Source organism: Pseudomonas sp. 10C3 (genome assembly GCF_036346185.1).
Lineage (GTDB): Bacteria > Pseudomonadota > Gammaproteobacteria > Pseudomonadales > Pseudomonadaceae > Aquipseudomonas.
This window is the reverse complement of sequence record NZ_JASJVE010000009.1, coordinates 161,481-179,024: the sequence shown is the minus strand read 5'-3', so window position 1 is coordinate 179,024 and position 17,544 is coordinate 161,481. Positions and strand designations below refer to the sequence as shown.

At 58.7% G+C, this 17,544-nt stretch carries 16 protein-coding genes; 8 read left to right on the top strand and 8 right to left on the bottom strand.

From position 1 onward, the window contains the following. Positions 1–9: 9 nt before the first annotated feature. The 5 genes from QN399_RS11065 to aspA all read right to left on the bottom strand — a co-directional run bounded on the left by QN399_RS11065 (position 10) and on the right by aspA (position 6,024). A complete protein-coding gene (locus QN399_RS11065) occupies positions 10–1,110 on the bottom strand; it encodes a polyamine ABC transporter substrate-binding protein (protein ID WP_322177037.1) in 1,101 nt (366 codons plus the stop codon). Between the two features lie 27 nt (positions 1,111–1,137). Continuing rightward, positions 1,138–2,166 (bottom strand): histone deacetylase family protein, encoded by a 1,029-nt coding sequence (locus QN399_RS11060; RefSeq protein ID WP_322218608.1) that lies wholly within the window; start codon positions 2,164–2,166, stop codon positions 1,138–1,140. Positions 2,167–2,335: 169 nt separating this feature from the next. Continuing rightward, on the bottom strand, positions 2,336–3,334 hold the full coding sequence (locus tag QN399_RS11055) for an AraC family transcriptional regulator (RefSeq protein ID WP_322218605.1): 999 nt from the start codon (positions 3,332–3,334) through the stop codon (positions 2,336–2,338). A 95-nt stretch (positions 3,335–3,429) separates the two neighbouring features. Next, positions 3,430–4,434, bottom strand: coding sequence for an asparaginase (locus tag QN399_RS11050; protein ID WP_322177034.1), 1,005 nt, complete (start codon positions 4,432–4,434; stop codon positions 3,430–3,432). Positions 4,435–4,599: 165 nt separating this feature from the next. Beyond that, positions 4,600–6,024 (bottom strand): aspartate ammonia-lyase, encoded by a 1,425-nt coding sequence (gene aspA, locus QN399_RS11045; RefSeq protein ID WP_322177033.1) that lies wholly within the window; start codon positions 6,022–6,024, stop codon positions 4,600–4,602. A 225-nt stretch (positions 6,025–6,249) separates the two neighbouring features. On the opposite strand from aspA, the gene QN399_RS11040 reads away from it, so the two are divergent. Further along, a complete protein-coding gene (locus tag QN399_RS11040) occupies positions 6,250–7,161 on the top strand; it encodes a LysR substrate-binding domain-containing protein (RefSeq protein ID WP_322177032.1) in 912 nt (303 codons plus the stop codon). A gap of 4 nt (positions 7,162–7,165) precedes the next feature. On the opposite strand, the gene QN399_RS11035 is transcribed toward QN399_RS11040, so the two are convergent. Continuing rightward, positions 7,166–7,807: a hypothetical protein gene (locus QN399_RS11035; RefSeq protein ID WP_322177031.1), complete on the bottom strand. Its 642-nt coding sequence runs from the start codon at positions 7,805–7,807 to the stop codon at positions 7,166–7,168. Positions 7,808–8,207: 400 nt separating this feature from the next. On the opposite strand from QN399_RS11035, the gene purE reads away from it, so the two are divergent. From purE to QN399_RS11015, 4 genes are all read left to right on the top strand, one after another. Further along, positions 8,208–8,699, top strand: a complete 492-nt coding sequence (gene purE, locus QN399_RS11030) for a 5-(carboxyamino)imidazole ribonucleotide mutase (protein WP_219063090.1) — start codon at positions 8,208–8,210, stop codon at positions 8,697–8,699. A 9-nt stretch (positions 8,700–8,708) separates the two neighbouring features. Beyond that, positions 8,709–9,791: a 5-(carboxyamino)imidazole ribonucleotide synthase gene (locus QN399_RS11025; protein ID WP_322177030.1), complete on the top strand. Its 1,083-nt coding sequence runs from the start codon at positions 8,709–8,711 to the stop codon at positions 9,789–9,791. 109 nt (positions 9,792–9,900) lie between these two features. Next, positions 9,901–10,146 carry a GlsB/YeaQ/YmgE family stress response membrane protein gene (locus tag QN399_RS11020; RefSeq protein ID WP_322177029.1) on the top strand — a complete coding sequence of 82 codons (246 nt, stop codon included), beginning with the start codon at positions 9,901–9,903 and terminating at the stop codon, positions 10,144–10,146. A 74-nt stretch (positions 10,147–10,220) separates the two neighbouring features. Further along, a complete protein-coding gene (locus tag QN399_RS11015) occupies positions 10,221–10,754 on the top strand; it encodes a DUF3299 domain-containing protein (RefSeq protein WP_322177028.1) in 534 nt (177 codons plus the stop codon). Between the two features lie 3 nt (positions 10,755–10,757). Here the strand turns inward: QN399_RS11015 and QN399_RS11010 are convergent, their stop codons facing one another. Both QN399_RS11010 and QN399_RS11005 read right to left on the bottom strand, forming a co-directional pair. Next, entirely contained in the window at positions 10,758–11,678 is a 921-nt protein-coding gene (locus tag QN399_RS11010; RefSeq protein ID WP_322177027.1) for a D-hexose-6-phosphate mutarotase, read from the bottom strand. Positions 11,679–11,761: 83 nt separating this feature from the next. Further along, positions 11,762–12,163, bottom strand: a complete 402-nt coding sequence (locus QN399_RS11005) for an acyl-CoA thioesterase (RefSeq protein WP_322177026.1) — start codon at positions 12,161–12,163, stop codon at positions 11,762–11,764. Positions 12,164–12,605: 442 nt separating this feature from the next. Here QN399_RS11005 and QN399_RS11000 point away from each other — a divergent pair, with 442 nt between their 5' ends. The 3 genes from QN399_RS11000 (at position 12,606) to QN399_RS10990 (ending at position 17,523) form a co-directional block, all read left to right on the top strand. Beyond that, on the top strand, positions 12,606–13,895 hold the full coding sequence (locus QN399_RS11000) for an MFS transporter (protein WP_322177025.1): 1,290 nt from the start codon (positions 12,606–12,608) through the stop codon (positions 13,893–13,895). 180 nt (positions 13,896–14,075) lie between these two features. After that, positions 14,076–15,065 carry a phosphate ABC transporter substrate-binding protein PstS family protein gene (locus tag QN399_RS10995; protein ID WP_219063083.1) on the top strand — a complete coding sequence of 330 codons (990 nt, stop codon included), beginning with the start codon at positions 14,076–14,078 and terminating at the stop codon, positions 15,063–15,065. Between the two features lie 172 nt (positions 15,066–15,237). Continuing rightward, positions 15,238–17,523, top strand: coding sequence for an ABC transporter permease subunit (locus QN399_RS10990; protein WP_330200932.1), 2,286 nt, complete (start codon positions 15,238–15,240; stop codon positions 17,521–17,523). Positions 17,524–17,544: the final 21 nt, after the last annotated feature.

Sequence of the window (17,544 nt, the reverse complement as noted above, 5' to 3'; positions counted from 1 at the left end):
GCTCCAGCATCAGGTCCCCGACTTGATCTTGGTCCAGGCGCGTGTACGCGCCCGCTCCGCATCGTGCGTCAGGGGTTGCAGGGTGTAGAGGGTTTTCATCGCCGCTTCGGTCGGGTACAGATTCGGGTTGTTGCGAATCGCCGGATCGACCAGCTCAGTGGCGTCCTTGTTCGGGTTCGGGTAGCCGACAAAATCACTGATCGGCGCGATCACCTTCGGTTGCAGCAGGTAGTTGATGAAGGTGTAGGCGTCTTCAGGGTCTTTGGCGCCTTTAGGGATGGCGAGCATGTCGAACCAGATCGGGGCACCTTCTTTAGGCAGGCGCATGTCGACGACCACGCCGTTCTTGGCTTCTTTGGCGCGGTTGGCCGCTTGCGAGAAGCTGCCCGAGTACCCGACGGCCACGCAGATGTCGCCATTTGCGATATCCGCCATGTACTTCGATGAATGGAAGTAGGTGATATACGGACGGATCTTCAGCATCAGTGCTTCGGCTTTGGCGTAGTCGGCCGGTTTGGTGCTGTTTGGCGGCAAGCCCAAGTGCTGCAAGGCCAGCGGCATGATTTCAGACGGTGAGTCGAGCAGGGCCACGCCACACTGTTTGAGTTTGCTGATGTTCTCTTCCTTGAAGATCAGGTCCCAGCTGTCGACCGGTGCATTGTCACCCAGCGCGGCCTTGACCTTGTCCGGGTTGAAGCCGATCAGGATGGTGCCGTACATGTAGGGCACCGCGAATTTATTGCCCGGGTCGTTGGCTTCCAGGAGTTTCATCAGCTTGGGGTCGAGGTGCGGCCAGTTCGGCAATTTGCTGCGGTCCAGCGGCTGGAATACCCCGGCCTCGATCTGCTTGGCCAGGAACACGTTGGACGGTACGACCACGTCATACCCGGAGTTGCCGGTCAGCAGCTTGGCTTCCAGCGCCTCGTTGGTGTCGAAAATGTCGTAAATCAGTTTGGTCTTGGTGTCTTTCTGGAAGTCCACCAGCGTCTGCGGGGTGATGTAGTCGAACCAGTTGTAAACGCGCAGCGTGCGTTGCTCTTCGGCCTGGACCGCGCCGCAGAGCAGGGAAGCACACAGGGCGGGTGCAATAAGACGTTTGAGTCTGTTCATTGTTATCTTCCTGATAAGTCGGTGGGGTCAGGCGCTTTCGAAACCTTCCAGCACATTCACGGCATTGATGCCGATTTCTTCGACGGCATAACCGCCCTCCATCACGAACAGCGTCGGCAAGCCGAGACGGGCGATGCGCTCACCCATGCGCAGGTAGTCCGGGCTGTCGAGCTTGAACGTCGAGATGGGATCGTCCTTGAACGTGTCGACACCGAGGGAAATCACCAGCACGTCTGGGGCGTAGGCCTCGATTTGCTTGCAGGCCTGTTCCAGCGCAGCGCTCCAGTGGTCCCAGTCGCTGCCAGCGGCCAGCGGGTAGTTGAAGTTGAAACCTTCGCCCGGCCCCTCGCCATGCTCGTCGGCGTAACCGAGGAAGAAGGGAAACTCGGCTTCAGGATGGCCGTGGATCGAGGTAAAGAGCACATCGTTGCGTGAGTAGAAGATCGATTGAGTGCCGTTGCCGTGATGGTAATCGACATCGAGAATCGCCACTTTCTGCCGGCCCTGATCGAGAAATGCCTGAGCGGCGATGGCGGCGTTATTCAGGTAGCAGTAACCGCCCATCAAATCGCCAGCGGCGTGATGGCCGGGTGGTCGGCACAATGCGAACGCGCTACGAGCGCCATTTTCGACGGCGGCCTGAGCGGTCAGAGCGACTTGCGCTGCGCTATAGGCGGCTTGCCAGGTGCCCGCGGTAATCGGTGCGCCGGCATCGAAGCTGTAATAACCCAACTGACCCAACAGGTTGGCAGGAATTACTTCGCGCAAGGTTCGCGCAGGCCAGGTGAAGGGCAGCAAGTCGCCTTCATGGTTCAACTCGGCCCAGCGTTGCCATGCGCCCTGGAAAAACGTCAGGTACGCCTCACTGTGAATGCGCTTCAGCGGTTCAAGACCAGCGTCACGCGGCGTCTCGACCGGACCAAGGTGGCGTGCCTGTACGCGTTGCAGGATGTGATCGGCGCGCGAGGGCATTTCAAAGCAGGGCATCAGTTGCCCGTCTATCAGTTCGCAGCGACCGTGGTGCAAGTGATGATCATCCGAGTAGATCGTCAGCATCTTCTTATTCTCCCCTAGGGCTGTGGCTGTGCCTCATTCTTGCGGTGCGCGGCGGATCAGTGAACGACGGCAACGGCCAAAAGGGGATAAATATGGCCAATAACACTGACCGGATATCGCCTCTTATTGAGGCGTCACGCCCTAAACCGAGGCGAGGGTGCAAACAGCATCAGAATCGGAAGTGGCTGGGCGCGACGCCGCTCCAGCGCAGGAAGGCGTGACGAAAGCTCGCGGTCTCGCTGAAGCCCAGTTCCTCGGCAATGCGGTGGATGGGTAACCGGGCCTCATGCAGCAAGTGCTTGGCTCGCTCGAAGCGTAGCTCGTCGAGCAATTGTTGGTAGCTGCTACCCAGTGCCTGCAAGTGCCGGCGCAACGTGCGCTCCGAGCAGTTCATCTGTTGCGCCAGACCGCCGAGGCCGGGTGCGCAGCTAAGTTGGGCGGCGAGCAATTGGCGGATGCGTTCGAGCCAGGCCTGGCGACCTGTGAACTCGATATTTTGCCGGCGACAGCGTGCGTGCATGTCGCGATGGGTGATCGGGTCTGCCAGCGGCAACGGCTGTTCAAGCCAGCGTTTGTCGAAGGCGAAGGCGTGATCATACAAGGGGGCGTTGAACTGCAACGGGCAGGCAAAGCTTTCGTGATAGCTGGCGGTGTAATCAGGGGCGTCGTGGGCGAAACGTGCGCTGAGTAATGGCAGGGGCTTGCCGAGCAAGTCATCGCAAATGACTTTCAGCGAGGCCAGGCACAGCTCGGCGTTAAAAACCGCCAGCGATTCACTGTCGCGGTAATCGCTGGCGCTTAGCCAGACGCGGTCGCCATCGTCATGCAGGCGCAGTTCGAACAGTGTTCCCAAGAGCGCCGGATACATCAGCGCCAGGCGCAAGGCGTCACCTAAGGTGGCACTCGTGAGCAGGGCGTAACCGAGGACACCATAGGATGACACGTGCATGCGCCGTCCCAACTCCAGGCCGATTTCCTTGCGCAGTGCAACGGCATTGGCGCAGACCTGCATTTCCTGGTGGGTGGCGATACGAATATCGGGCCTGCCCAAGTCCGCAGCAGTGATCCCGCTGCCTGCCAGCAGCGCATCGCCGGACAAACCTTCAGCCTCGAAGGTGCTGAGTACCAGCGACACGGCATTGAGGGTGGTGAGATGGGAATGCAGCATGAGCGAATTCCGGCGGTGGGTAACAACCGGGAGTGGAGCAAGTTGTATGCCGCGCCCTAATGGGCGCGCGCTTGCCCGCGAAGGCGGCCTGACGGTTATCGCAACTCCCCACACACATCCAGCTCAACCAGGCGTCGTACTTCATCTTGCGCAAGCCCTGCGCCCAACAACGCATGGAGTTTGCCGAACGCGGCTTCGCGGGTCATGCCGCCGCCGGACAGTACGCCAACCCCGCGCAGACGACTGCCGGCTTCGTAGATGTCCAGTTCGACGCCGCCTTCATGACACTGAGTGATGGCAACCACGCAGATGCCGCGTTGCCGGGCGCGTTGCAGGCTGGCGAGGAATGCCGGGTTGTCGCTCGGGCCCGTGCCGCTGCCGAAGCATTCCAGGACCAGCGCCTGAATCCCGCTGTCGAGTAAACCATCCAGATGTTGCGCGCTGATGCCGGGAAACAAGGGCAGCACGGCGACGTTGGCGATGCTTTTCGGCTGACGGTAATCCAGTGCAGCGGGCACAGACTGCGCCGACTTACCCTCCCGCGAGCGCTGCAACGCGGCGAACGGATGACGACCAAAGCTGCGAATTTTTGCGCAGCGGGTCGGTGCCAGTAGCTCGCCATGGAAGTACAGCTGCACGCCCGGCGCCAAGCCTTGGCCCAGGGCAAGCAGGGCGCCGTTGAGGTTTTCCCAGGCATCACTGTTCTCGACGCCAGCGGGCAGCATCGAACCGGTGAACAGCACGGGTGCGCTCAGCCCGAGCAACTGAAAGCTCATCGCCGCCGCGCTGTAGGCCAGGGTGTCAGTGCCGTGCAGGATCAATACCGCGTCGCAGCCATCGACATCCACGGCCTCGATCACCGCTTCACGCAGACGCTGCCAGTAGGTGGGGGTCATGTTGGCGCTGTCGATCAACGGCAGTAGTTCGCGAAACCGCCAGTTCGGTACCTTCAGTTCTGGTTGGGCAGCCAGTTGCTCGGCCATCCGCGCCTCGAATCCCGAAGCCGGAGCCAGCCCGTTGGCGCTGGCCTGCATGCCGATGGTACCGCCGGTGTAGAGCACCATGACCTGCTGAGCGGGTGGCGGGGTTTCGCGATTCATGGCACTTCTCCTTTGGGTGATCGGCCAAGGCTATGGCGTGTCTAGTGAAAAGTAAAAACAAGCTGGCAAAAAAAAGGGCCTGAAGAGTGATCTTCGGGCCCTCAAAAGGGAGAGAGGTGTCTAGTCTCTCAGCCTGGTGAGCGTGTTGCTGCCTGGGGCTGAAGGTCAGGCCTTCAATGGCACCAAGCGTGGCGCAATCATGTTTTCCGGGCGCAGGATGTCGGCGAGCATGGCGTCGTCGAGCAAGCCTTCTTCGCGCACCAGTTCCAGTACGCCACGGCCGCTTTCCAGAGCGATGCGGGCGATACGGGTGGCGTTTTCATAACCGATGTATGGGTTCAGGGCGGTGACCAGGCCGATCGAGTGCTCGACCAGTTCGCGGCAGCGCGCTTCGTTGGCGGTGATGCCGACGATGCAATGCTCGCGCAGCATGTCCATGGCGCGTTGCAGTAGGCGGATCGAGTCGAAAATCTTGTAAGCGATCAGCGGCTCCATCACGTTCAGCTGCAATTGACCCCCTTCTGCGGCGATGGTCAGTGCCAGGTCGTTGCCGATGATCTGGAAAGCCACTTGGTTGACCGCTTCCGGGATAACCGGGTTGACCTTGCCGGGCATGATCGAGCTGCCTGGCTGACGTGCTGGCAGGTTGATTTCATTGATGCCGGTACGTGGGCCGCTGGACAGCAGGCGCAGGTCGTTGCAGATTTTCGACAGCTTGACCGCAGTACGCTTGAGCATCCCGGAGAACAGGACGAAGGCGCCCATGTCGGACGTGGCTTCGATCAGGTCGGCGGCAGGCACCAGCGGTTGACCGCTGATGAGCGCCAGACGCGATACGGCCAGGTGCTGGTAGCGGGGGTCGGCGTTGATGCCGGTGCCGATGGCGGTGCCGCCCAGGTTCACTTCGGTCAGCAGTTCCGGAGCGAGGCTGCGCAGACGATTGAGGTCTTCGCTCAAGGTGGTGGCGAAGGCCCGGAACTCTTGACCGAGGGTCATCGGCACGGCGTCCTGCAACTGGGTACGGCCCATTTTCAGAACGTGGTTGAATTCCTGGCCCTTGGCGGCGAATGCCTGAATCAGGCTGTCGAGGCTGGCGAGCAGGGCGTCGTGACCGAGCAGCAGGCCCAGACGGATTGCCGTCGGGTAAGCGTCGTTGGTCGACTGCGCCATGTTCACGTCATTGTTCGGGTGCAGGTATTGGTACTCGCCCTTGCTGTGGCCCATGGCCTCCAGCGCGATGTTGGCGATGACTTCGTTGGCATTCATGTTGGTTGAAGTGCCAGCGCCGCCTTGAATCATGTCCACCACGAACTGCTCGTGGAAATCGCCGCGAACCAAACGGGCGCAGGCTTCGCTGATGGCAGCGTGCTTGGCTTCGCTGAGGTGACCGAGTTCGCGGTTAGCGTCAGCGGCGGCTTGCTTGACCATGGCCAGGGCCACGACCAGCTTCGGGTAATGCGAAATCGGAACGCCGGAGAGACGGAAGTTGTTCACCGCCCGCAGGGTCTGGATGCCGTAGTACGCTTCAGCGGGTACTTCAAGGACGCCAAGCAGGTCTTTTTCGATGCGCAATGATGCAGCGGAGGACATGATAGAGATAGTCTCAAGAAAGGCACGGATAATGCCGGAACGCCGCTGATGCTAGGCTTGTGGGCAATTTTGGGCTAATGCTGTTAAGCGCTGGCCTATGCACAAACGGCATAATGTCGATGTGACGTTACGATTGTGACGAGCGTATGAACAAGATGTAGTTGCTTTTTTGCAGGTGCGGGGCGGGTCGTTGCAAGTCCGTCCCTGCCGTGATTGGAGGACGTGATGAACCTGGAAAGTAAATGGCTGGAGGACTTCAGTGCCCTGGCCGCCACCCGCAGTTTTTCCCAGGCGGCTGAGCGTCGCTTCGTGACGCAACCTGCTTTCAGCCGCCGGATTCGCAGCCTTGAGTCGGCACTGGGCCTGACGTTGGTCAATCGCTCGCGCACGCCCATCGAGCTGACGGCTGCCGGACAACTGTTTCTGGTAACCGCGCGCACCGTCGTCGAGCAGCTTGGCGAGGTGCTGCGTCATCTGCATCACCTGGAGGGCGGGCAGGGCGAAGTCATGCAAGTCGCGGCGGCGCACTCTTTGGCCTTGGGTTTTTTCCCGCGCTGGATTGCCCAGCTGCGTAACGAAGGGCTGAACATTGCCACCCGGCTGGTGGCGACCAACGTTGGCGATGCGGTACATGCGTTGCGTGAGGGCGGTTGCGATCTGATGCTGGCGTTCTACGACCCGGATGCGGCGCTGCAGATGGACGCTGAAATTTTCCCCTCGCTGCACCTTGGGCATACGGAGATGTTGCCCATCTGCGCGGCAGACGCCAACGGCCAACCGTTATTCGACCTTGAAGGCGATGCCAGTGTGCCGTTGCTCGCCTACAGCGCCGGAGCATTTCTGGGGCGCTCGGTGAACCTGCTGCTGCGTCAGCGCAGCTTGCGCTTCACTACGGTCTACGAAACAGCCATGGCGGACAGCCTGAAAAGCATGGCGCTCGAAGGCCTGGGCATCGCCTGGGTGCCGCAGCTCAGCGTGCGTGCTGAACTGGCGCGGGGTGAGTTGGTGGTGTGTGGTGGCCCACAATGGCATGTGCCGCTGGAAATTCGTTTGTACCGTTGTGCGTTGGTGCGCAAGGCCAACGTGCGGTTGTTGTGGCGCAAGCTGGAAGGCGGTGCGGCACAGGGTGCGTCTTGAGTGCTTAAGGCGATTCGCTCAAATAAGCGGCGATGGCTTCTTTGTTTTTGTCGCTGTAGTGGTAACAGTTCGCTCTTACGTTGATGCGGGTCGGGAATATATTGGTTTCACACCACCAACTGCCTTTGAATAAAACTTCTGAGTGCTCATGCGTCCCGCCGAGCAGATGACCTATTTCATGCGCGGCGGCAGAGTAACTGCCCAGCGATGCAATGCCTGCGTAACTCTTGTCTCTGGCGACACCCAAAGTCATCCCGTTTATTTTTTCGTGTGTTAACAGCAAATACTTGGTTCTGCTGTTCATGGGCAGATTGTTTTTGTCGATGTAGTCATTCACTTCTCGTTGCCAGCCGTCCAGTATTTTTGTCAGGTTTTCACCTTGATACGGGTATTGGGTTATGGGCGCGACGTTCTGTATGAAGTCTATGTACACCCTGCGCCGGGTGAAGCTTTCAAGGTCCTTGCGCAGCCACGAGAAGTAGTCTTTAGCGATATTTTCGCGTTCAGCTTGTGGGATATCGTCGTGCAGAAATACATAGAAGTAGAGCGGAGTTTTCGTGAATTTCTCATCAGCGGAAGCCGGTGGAATGATGATCGTAAGCAGGGTGCTTAGTGTTAAAGCGAGTGTTCTTAAATGAATGAGCATGGGCGATCTCGATGGCGATAGTTTTCGTTGATTAATGTCCGTACTGGATGACGGGGTCTGCCCGGAACTGTGTTTGCTTCAGACATGAAAGCAGCTAAGCCGAAACGGTTGCGATTTGTTAGTTGCTGTTGGCGTCACCTAAAGTAGTAAGTTGCGTACAGAAGATGTAGGACCTTTTGCCATGAAGGATTTCGGTCGCGGGTGCCGTGTGCAGACCTCGCCAGGGCCCTGCGGACAGATGGTCACCAAGGGGGCTGTCTTCCCTGTGCTTTACGGTATACTGCGCGGCCTTTGGCCGGTTCGACCGGCCATAATTCGTACAGCAAGCCACGCCGGTTCTCCCGCGTGGCTTGTTTGTTTTTTGACGCGCCTGCGGGCGTCCAATAGAAGAGGCACGACGATGAGCGCACTGGTTGGCGTGATCATGGGCTCCAAGTCCGATTGGTCCACCCTTAGCCACACCGCCGATATGCTGGAAAAGCTAGGCATCCCTTACGAAGTCAAAGTGGTGTCAGCCCACCGGACGCCGGATTTGCTGTTCCAGTACGCCGAACAGGCTGAAGCCCGTGGCATTGAAGTGATCATTGCCGGTGCTGGCGGTGCGGCTCATTTGCCAGGCATGTGTGCGGCCAAGACTCATCTGCCCGTGCTGGGCGTGCCCGTACAGTCGTCGATGTTGTCGGGCGTTGATTCCCTGCTCTCTATCGTGCAGATGCCTGCCGGGATTCCTGTGGCGACCTTGGCTATCGGCAAAGCGGGCGCAATCAACGCCGCATTGTTGTCGGCCAGTATCCTCGGCGCCAAGCACCCGCAATTCCATGCAGTGCTGAAGAAATTCCGCGCTGAGCAGACAGACAGCGTCCTGGACAATCCAGACCCACGCGACGCCTGAGGTTTTTCCATGAAGATCGGTGTAATCGGTGGCGGCCAGTTGGGTCGCATGTTGGCTCTGGCAGGGACCCCGCTAGGCATGAGTTTCGCTTTTCTCGACCCGGCGCCGGATGCCTGTGCCGCTGCGTTGGGCGAACATCTGCGTGCCGATTACGGCGATCAGGATCATCTGCGCCAGTTGGCCGATGAAGTCGATCTGGTGACCTTCGAATTCGAAAGTGTGCCAGCAGAAACCGTGGCGTTCCTGTCGCAGTTCGTGCCGGTTTATCCAAGTGCCGAAGCGCTGCGGATTGCCCGTGATCGCTGGTTCGAAAAGAGCATGTTCAAGGACCTCGGCATTCCAACGCCTACCTTCGCTGATATCCAGTCGCAAGCCGATCTGGACGCCGCAGTGGCCAGCATTGGTCTGCCTGCCGTGCTGAAAACCCGCACCCTCGGTTATGACGGCAAGGGCCAGAAAGTACTGCGTACAGCGGCTGATGTGGTCGGCACGTTTGCTGAGTTGGGCAGTGTTGCCTGTTTGCTGGAAGGTTTCGTGCCCTTCACGGGTGAAGTGTCGCTGATTGCCGTGCGCGGCCGCGATGGCGAAACGCGCTTTTATCCGCTGGTGCACAACACCCACGAAAATGGGGTTTTGCGTCTGTCGATTGCCAGCACCGCGCATCCGCTGCAAGCGCTGGCTGAGGATTACGCCGGTCGCGTACTCAAGCAACTCGATTACGTCGGCGTGCTGGGGTTCGAGTTCTTTGAAGTCGATGGCGGTTTGAAGGCCAACGAGATTGCACCCCGTGTGCATAACTCGGGGCATTGGACCACCGAAGGCGCCGAGTGCAGCCAGTTCGAAAACCACCTGCGGGCGGTGGCGGGTTTGCCGTTGGGCTCCACTGCCAAGGTCGGCGAAAGCGCCATGCTCAACTTCATCGGTGAAGTGCCGGCTGTGGACAAGGTCGTCGCCATCGATGACTGCCATCTGCATCACTACGGCAAGGCGTTCAAGGTTGGGCGCAAAGTGGGTCACGCCACCTTGCGCTGTGCTGATCGCGCCACCCTTGATCGGCAGATCAAAAAAGTCGAAGCGCTGATCAAGCTGTAATAGCTGCAATAGACGTATGTGGAACCAATCCTGCCAGCGGTTCTCTGATGACAGGACGCTAATGCCGTCATCAGGCCTTGGTTCGTCCAATTAATACAGAGGAAAAGGCATGGGTATTATCGGAACCATTTTTATCGGTTTGATCGTGGGCTTGCTGGCTCGCTTCCTCAAGCCAGGCGATGACAGCATGGGTTGGATCATGACCATTGTGCTGGGTATCGGGGGCTCGCTGGCTGCGACCTACGGGGGTCAGGCGCTGGGCATTTATCAGGCAGGCCAGGGCGCGGGTTTCCTCGGCGCATTGGTGGGTGCGGTGGTGCTGCTGGTGCTTTACGGCATGATCAAAAAAGACTGACAGTTATTCATCGGCTCTCTGCGCTATTGCTGCGCAGAGAGCTAGTGAGACCACATACATTGCCGAGCTCTCCCATGCGCCGTCTCCTCCTTATAGCGCTGCTGTTGGCTTCCGGGCTGGCCCGCGCCGAGCTGCCAGAAACCGATTGGCTCGAGCTGATGCCCAAGTCGGATCAAAAAGCCCTCGAGGCCATGCCTGAAATCGATCACAACTCCCCGGAAGCGCAGGGGACGTTCGATAGCAAAGGCGGTTTGAAGCAGAGCAAAGGCTTGCCTGCCGTGATGTACTCGGCCAAGACCGTACCCGCCATGAATGGCAAAAATATCCGTCTTGGTGGTTATCCCGTGCCGCTGGAAACAGACGCGAAAGGCCGCAGTACCCTGTTCTTCCTCGTGCCATATCCGGGCGCATGCATCCATGTGCCGCCGCCGCCACCCAATCAACTGGTGCTGGTGCGTTATCCAAAAGGCCTGAAGCTGGACGATATCTACACGCCGCTGTGGGTGATCGGCACGCTGAAGGTCGAGGCGGTCAGCAATAACATGGCCGATGCAGCCTACGCGCTGGATGCTTCGAAGGTCCGCGTCGTGGTCGAAGCGGACCTGTAGCGGTTACGCTTCCGGCAACGCCGCCAGCGGCTCGGCCCAGATGCTGACACTCAGGGTGTGCATGGCATCTGGCGCCAACGTGACGACATCGGACAGGACGTTGGCGGTCTCGACACAAACCATGTGCTGCCAGCCGTCTTCGGCCATGTCGCTTAAGGTCCTGGTCTTGTCGACCCACGGATTCCACAGCACCGCTGACTTTGAGCCGCTGGTCATGATCTGAATCCGTCGCTGCCAGCCCGGATCGACGATGCTCAGATGGTGCGGTGTGTCCAGGTAAACGCGGTCCGTCTCGGCCGTGAAATGCAGGTCGCCGTCCTGCCGATGCTCGTCTTCCCAGTTTTTCAATGTGTCCAGGTAACGCGAGCCGTCCAGGCCTTCGACGTGGACCTGTCGTGCATCGCTGACCGCGAAATAACTGTGCAATGCCTGGCTGAAGGTAACGTCTTCGGTGCCAGCGTTGTAGCTGAGCAGGCTGACATGCAACTGCTCGTCCAGACGAATGCTCAGTTTGAGGGCGACGTTATGCGGCCAACCAGGCAAATGACCTTCAGCCTGCGGCAATACGAATTCGGCGAGTAACGCGTCGCCATCATTGCCAATGCCCAGCAATTCCCAGTCTAGTACCCGGACTTCGCCGTGGGCGTTGGCCGGTTCGCTGCTGTTGCGCATCGCCTGTACGCTGGCAGGGTTGCGCTCCAGATTGCCAAACCAGGGCCAGCAAATCGGAATACCGGCGCGGATCGGCTTGCCTTGTTTGAAGACAGCTTTGTCGTTTAGCCAGATCAGTGGCGGCTCGCCGTCCACTTGGTAGCTGAGGATGTGCGCGCCTTGCTGGGCGACGAGTAACTCGGCCTGACCGTGGCGGATGCGCCAGCAGTTGAGCTCACCGAGTTTGACGGATTCGACATGGGGCGTTGGCATGCGGGGGTGCTCACTCAAGTACAGTGATAAAAGTAGACCGTGCGACAGTCAACGAGTTTACCCCAGCAGACCGATACCCAGGCTTATCGCCGTGCCGGTACCGAGCGAGTGCGGCCGCTACCATCGATGGCGACGAACACAAACACCGCTTCGGTGACTTTGCGCCATTCGCTGGACAGTGGGTCATCGCTCCATACTTCGACCATCATCTGGATCGAGCTGCGGCCGATGTCCAGGGCCTGGGTATAGAAGGACAATTGCGCGCCGACTGCGACCGGGATCAGGAATGCCATGCGATCAATGGCTACGGTCGCAACGCGGCCGCCAGCGACTTTACTGGCCATGGCAGTTCCCGCCAAGTCCATTTGCGAGACCAGCCAGCCGCCGAAAATATCGCCGAAACCATTGGTTTCGCGGGGCAAAGCAGTAATTTGCAATGCAAGGTCGCCCTGCGGTATCGGATCTTCTTGTTCGAGTTCAATCATGCCTAGGGTGCCTCGACCCATGACTCTTTAATGTTTTGGTGCGGTTAACAGGTCTCAGTGAAAACGATGTTCATGAACAAATTGCGTTCATCCGCTTTCAGCGATGCCTTAAGGGGAAACTCTGCGAAAGCGGCTGGATTGGGCTCAGCGGCGATTTCGCACAGCAACCCGGAGTACGCTGGATTGTCTCTTACGGTCTGCGAGTATATCGATCGATGGACCATGCGACGACCACTCGGTTCTCATTTTGACTGCGTAAAGCGCCTGACTGTGTGCTTTTTAGAGAATTTGCTATCGTGCCGGACCCGATCGACTCTGTACTTTTCGCTATAAGGGCAATTTTGATGCCCATGTCAGCGTTTTCCTTAGTGAGGAAGTGTGCAAGCCGTCAAGCCTCAGCCAGCGTTGCTGATGCTCAGCAATCCCAAGAGAAGCCCTTGCCATGTCCACTGTGTCCTCAAGTACCGTGCAGCCCTCGCGCCCGCTGACCCGCAGCGACTATAAGACCTTGTCGCTTTCTGCCTTGGGCGGAGCGTTGGAGTTTTACGACTTCATCATTTTCGTGTTTTTTGCCACTGTGGTCGGCAAGTTGTTTTTCCCTGCGGATATGCCTGAGTGGCTGCGACTGATGCAGACCTTCGGTATTTTTGCTGCCGGTTACCTGGCGCGACCGCTGGGTGGCATCGTTATGGCGCACTTCGGCGACCTTTTGGGGCGCAAGAAAATGTTCACCCTGAGCATTTTCATGATGGCCGTACCGACCCTGATCATGGGCTTGTTGCCGACGTACGCGCAGATTGGCCTGTGGGCGCCGATTCTGCTGCTGTTGATGCGGGTTATTCAGGGTGCGGCGATTGGCGGTGAGGTGCCTGGCGCCTGGGTATTTGTGTCCGAGCATGTGCCGCCGCGCAGCATTGGCTACGCGTGCGGCACCCTGACCGCCGGCCTGACCTCGGGCATTTTGCTGGGTTCGCTGGTCGCCACCCTGATCAATAGCCTCTACAGCGCTGAGGAGATGCTCGATTACGCATGGCGGATTCCGTTTTTGCTTGGGGGCGTATTTGGTCTGCTGTCTGTTTACCTGCGCCGCTGGCTGCATGAAACGCCGGTTTTCGCCGAGCTGCAGCTGCGCAAGGCGCTGGCCGAAGAGGTGCCGCTCAAGGCCGTGTTGCGCGACCATCGCGGGGCGATCCTGTTATCGATGCTATTGACCTGGCTGTTGTCGGCTGGCGTCATCGTCGTGATCCTGATGACCCCAACGGTATTGCAAACGGTTTACGGCTTCTCCCCCGCGACGGCGCTGAAGGCCAATAGTCTGGCGATTGTCTGCCTGAGCCTGGGCTGTGTCGGCGCGGGTTCTCTGGCGGATCGCTTTGGCGCTGGCTGGGTGTTTATCCTCGGTTGCCTGGCGTTGCTTGTCAGTTCATGGACGTTCTATCACAGCCTTTTGGCGCACCCCGACTGGCTGTTTCCGTTGTACGCCGTCACCGGGTTATTTGTCGGCGTCATCGGTGCGGTGCCGTTCGTCATGGTCCAGGCCTTTCCGGCAGCCGTGCGGTTCTCGGGACTGTCGTTCTCGTACAACCTGGCGTACGCGATATTTGGCGGTCTGACGCCGATGGTGGTGACCCTCATGCTCAAGACCAGTCCAATGGGGCCGGCCTGGTACGTGGCAGCCCTCTGCGTCATGGGCATGCTGATTGGCATCCATTTGTTGCGCAAGCAACGCTGAGTGTTGAATCGCCTTGCCTGCTGGGCGAATGCCGCCGCCCCCTCCTGAACTGAACGGCTATCATTGAAAGTCGATGATGGCCTTTCATCTAATTGTCACATTGCTTTCATAGAGTGTTCACACGGCCCTTAGATACTTGGCGTCGATCCAATACCTATCCAATTTTGCTAGGAGCAAGGCATGAGACTTAAGCGATTGATGGCGGCTCTGACTTTCGTCGCCGCAGGCGTTGCCACCGCCACTGCGGTTGCTGCTGTTGACCCAGCTATTCCAGGCTATACCAAGACCACCGGTGTCTCGGGTAACCTGTCCAGTGTCGGCTCCGATACCCTGGCAAACTTGATGACCTTGTGGGCTGAGGCTTACAAAAAAGAATACCCAAGCGTGAACATTCAGATTCAAGCAGCCGGTTCGGCCACCGCACCACCTGCGTTGACTGAGGGCACCTCGAACCTGGGCCCGATGAGCCGCAAAATGAAAGACACCGAATTGGCGGCTTTCGAGCAGAAGTACGGCTACAAGCCAACTGCAATCCCGGTCGCGGTCGATGCCTTGGCTATTTTTGTACATAAAGACAACCCGATTCAGCACCTGACCATGGAACAAGTGGACGCGATCTTCTCCGCGACCCGTCTGTGTGGCGCCAAAGCCGAAGCCAAAACCTGGGGTGATGTTGGCGTGACCGGCGACCTGGCTGGCAAACCGATCCAACTGTTCGGTCGTAACTCGGTATCCGGCACTTACGGCTACTTCAAAGAAGAAGCCCTGTGCAAAGGCGACTTCCGCGCTAACGTTAACGAACAGCCAGGTTCTGCTTCGGTTGTAAGCTCGATCAGCAGCTCGTTGAACGGCATCGGTTACTCAGGTATCGGCTACAAAACGTCCAGCGTGAAGACGGTTGCCCTGTCCAAGAAAGGCAGCACTGAATTCATCGAAGACAGCGAAGAAAACGCACTGAACGGCAAATACCCACTGTCGCGCTTCCTGTTCATCTACGTGAACAAAGCGCCGAACAAGCCTCTGGCACCGCTGGAAGCCGAGTTCGTGAAAATGGTCCTGTCTAAACAGGGTCAAGAAGTCGTGATCAAAGACGGTTACATCCCGTTGCCAGCCAAGGTTGCTGCAAAAGCACTGGCTGACCTGGGCTTGCAGGAAGGCGCTGCTAAGTAAGGGTTGACGCGGGGCACGCACTTTTTGCCCCGATCTCAATACCTGAGCGGGACCTGATTCAACGGGGTCCCGCTACTAATTTCGTAGTCCGCTGCCAGTACTTTTGGGCTGCGGATTTTTTGCGTCACCGCACTGTCATGTTTTTGTAATAAAGGACCGCTAGGGTGAGCGCATGAATGATCTGGCCAATTCCACCATGACTCAAAATTCCCCTCCCGAGCGAATTGACTTCAATACGCCCGAGCTCAAGCGAAAACGCCGTATACGCGCGTTTAAAGACCGTCTGACCCAGTGGTATGTACTGGTCGGTGGCCTGGCAGTGCTGGCCGCTATTACGCTGATTTTCTTCTATCTTGCTTACGTGGTCGCGCCCTTGTTCCAAGGTGCGAAACTGACCACCGAGAAGGCGCTCAATCCGGCCTGGATGCAGGATGCGGGCAAGCCACTGATGATTGCCATCGAAGAGCAGAACAAGGTTGGCCTGCGAGTATCCGACAAGGGTGAAGCGCTGTTCTTCCGCATCGACGACGGGACCGAGCTCAAGCATGTCGCCTTGCCGATTCCGACGGGCACGACTGTGACGGCTATCGGTAAAGATCAGCCAGGCAGCCCGTTGATGGTGCTGGGTCTGTCCAACGGTCAGGCACTGGTGTTCAAACACAACTACCTGATCACCTACCCGGGCAACGTCAAGACCATCAGTCCGACCATCACGTATCCATTTGGCGAAGCGGCGCTGAGCCTGGACGAACAAGGCCGGCCCTTGGAGCACGTCAGCCTCAACGCCAGCGACAAAGTCCTGATGGTAGCGGGTTCCACCGGCTCGCAATTGCATGTGCTCTCCTTGTCCCAGGAAGAAAACATGATGACCGGGGAGACCACCAGCGAGTTGACCCGCATCGAACTGCCGCACATGACCGAAGTGGTCAAGGCAATCTTTATCGATCCGCGCCAGCAGTGGCTGTACGTGATCAACGGTCGCGCTCAGGCCGACGTCTTCAGCTTGCGTGATCGCAGCCTCAACGGCCGCTACAAACTGCTGGAAGACGGTAACGCTGAAGTCTCCGCCAGTACGCAATTGGTCGGCGGTGTGTCGCTGATTATCGGCAGCACCACGGGCGGTCTGGCTCAGTGGTTCATGGCCCGCGATACCGACGGCGAGTTGCGCCTGGAGCACATCCGTGACTTCCAGATGGGCACCACGCCGATCGTACAAATCACCGGCGAAGAGCGCCGTAAAGGCTTCGTCGCCCTCGACGCTTCCGGCAAGCTCGGGGTGTTCCATAGCACCGCGCATCGCACGCTGTTGGTCGATCAGGTGGCTCAGGGCCCAGGTGTCATGGGACTGTCGCCACGTGCTGACGAGGTCATCGTCGAAGAGGGCGGCAAGTTGCTGCCAATGAGCCTGCGCAACCCGCACCCGGAAGTTTCGTGGAGCGCGCTGTGGAGCAAGGTCTGGTACGAAAACTACGACGGACCGAAGTACGTCTGGCAGTCCACTGCGTCGAGCACTGACTTCGAGCCCAAGCTGAGCCTCGCGCCATTGACCTACGGCACCTTGAAAGCGGCGTTCTACGCGATGCTGCTGGCGGCGCCCCTGGCGATTGCCGCTGCGATCTACACCGCTTACTTCATGGCCCCGGGCATGCGCCGCAAGGTCAAGCCGGTGATCGAACTGATGGAAGCGATGCCGACAGTGATTCTCGGCTTTTTCGCTGGCCTGTTTCTGGCGCCGTATCTGGAAGGGCATTTGCCGGGGATCTTCAGCCTGTTGCTGCTGACACCGATTGGTATTCTGTTGGCGGGCTTTATCTGGAGCCGCTTGCCTGAGTCATTCCGGCTGCGAGTGCCGGATGGTTGGGAAGCCGCGATCCTGATACCTGTGGTGTTGCTGGTGGGCTGGTTGTCGTTGGGCATGAGCCCGTATATGGAAACCTGGTTCTTCGGCGGCGACATGCGCATGTGGATCACCAACGACCTGGGCATTACCTATGATCAGCGCAACGCACTGGTGGTCGGGCTGGCCATGGGTTTCGCAGTGATTCCGAACATCTACTCCATCGCTGAAGACGCCGTATTCAGCGTGCCGCGCGGTCTGACTCTGGGCTCGCTGGCCCTGGGTGCGACGCCATGGCAGACCATGACGCGGGTGGTGATCCTCACCGCCAGCCCTGGCATTTTCTCGGCCTTGATGATCGGCATGGGCCGCGCTGTCGGCGAGACCATGATCGTGCTGATGGCCACCGGTAATACACCGATCATGGACATGAACCTGTTCGAAGGCATGCGTACTCTGGCGGCGAACGTCGCGGTTGAGATGCCAGAGTCCGAAGTCGGCGGCAGCCATTATCGAGTGCTGTTCCTGGCAGCGCTGGTGCTGCTGATGTTCACCTTCGTGATGAACACCTTAGCGGAGCTGATTCGTCAGCGTCTGCGCAAGAAATATTCGTCTCTCTAAGGAAGGTAGAAGTCTGTGAAA

Coding starts and splice junctions, on each gene's coding strand:
- QN399_RS11065 (WP_322177037.1), bottom strand. CDS start 1,110: ATGAACAGACTCAAACGTCTTATTGCACCCGCCCTGTGTGCTTCCCTG.
- QN399_RS11060 (WP_322218608.1), bottom strand. CDS start 2,166: ATGCTGACGATCTACTCGGATGATCATCACTTGCACCACGGTCGCTGC.
- QN399_RS11055 (WP_322218605.1), bottom strand. CDS start 3,334: ATGCTGCATTCCCATCTCACCACCCTCAATGCCGTGTCGCTGGTACTC.
- QN399_RS11050 (WP_322177034.1), bottom strand. CDS start 4,434: ATGAATCGCGAAACCCCGCCACCCGCTCAGCAGGTCATGGTGCTCTAC.
- aspA (WP_322177033.1), bottom strand. CDS start 6,024: ATGTCCTCCGCTGCATCATTGCGCATCGAAAAAGACCTGCTTGGCGTC.
- QN399_RS11040 (WP_322177032.1), top strand. CDS start 6,250: ATGAACCTGGAAAGTAAATGGCTGGAGGACTTCAGTGCCCTGGCCGCC.
- QN399_RS11035 (WP_322177031.1), bottom strand. CDS start 7,807: ATGCTCATTCATTTAAGAACACTCGCTTTAACACTAAGCACCCTGCTT.
- purE (WP_219063090.1), top strand. CDS start 8,208: ATGAGCGCACTGGTTGGCGTGATCATGGGCTCCAAGTCCGATTGGTCC.
- QN399_RS11025 (WP_322177030.1), top strand. CDS start 8,709: ATGAAGATCGGTGTAATCGGTGGCGGCCAGTTGGGTCGCATGTTGGCT.
- QN399_RS11020 (WP_322177029.1), top strand. CDS start 9,901: ATGGGTATTATCGGAACCATTTTTATCGGTTTGATCGTGGGCTTGCTG.
- QN399_RS11015 (WP_322177028.1), top strand. CDS start 10,221: ATGCGCCGTCTCCTCCTTATAGCGCTGCTGTTGGCTTCCGGGCTGGCC.
- QN399_RS11010 (WP_322177027.1), bottom strand. CDS start 11,678: ATGCCAACGCCCCATGTCGAATCCGTCAAACTCGGTGAGCTCAACTGC.
- QN399_RS11005 (WP_322177026.1), bottom strand. CDS start 12,163: ATGATTGAACTCGAACAAGAAGATCCGATACCGCAGGGCGACCTTGCA.
- QN399_RS11000 (WP_322177025.1), top strand. CDS start 12,606: ATGTCCACTGTGTCCTCAAGTACCGTGCAGCCCTCGCGCCCGCTGACC.
- QN399_RS10995 (WP_219063083.1), top strand. CDS start 14,076: ATGAGACTTAAGCGATTGATGGCGGCTCTGACTTTCGTCGCCGCAGGC.
- QN399_RS10990 (WP_330200932.1), top strand. CDS start 15,238: ATGAATGATCTGGCCAATTCCACCATGACTCAAAATTCCCCTCCCGAG.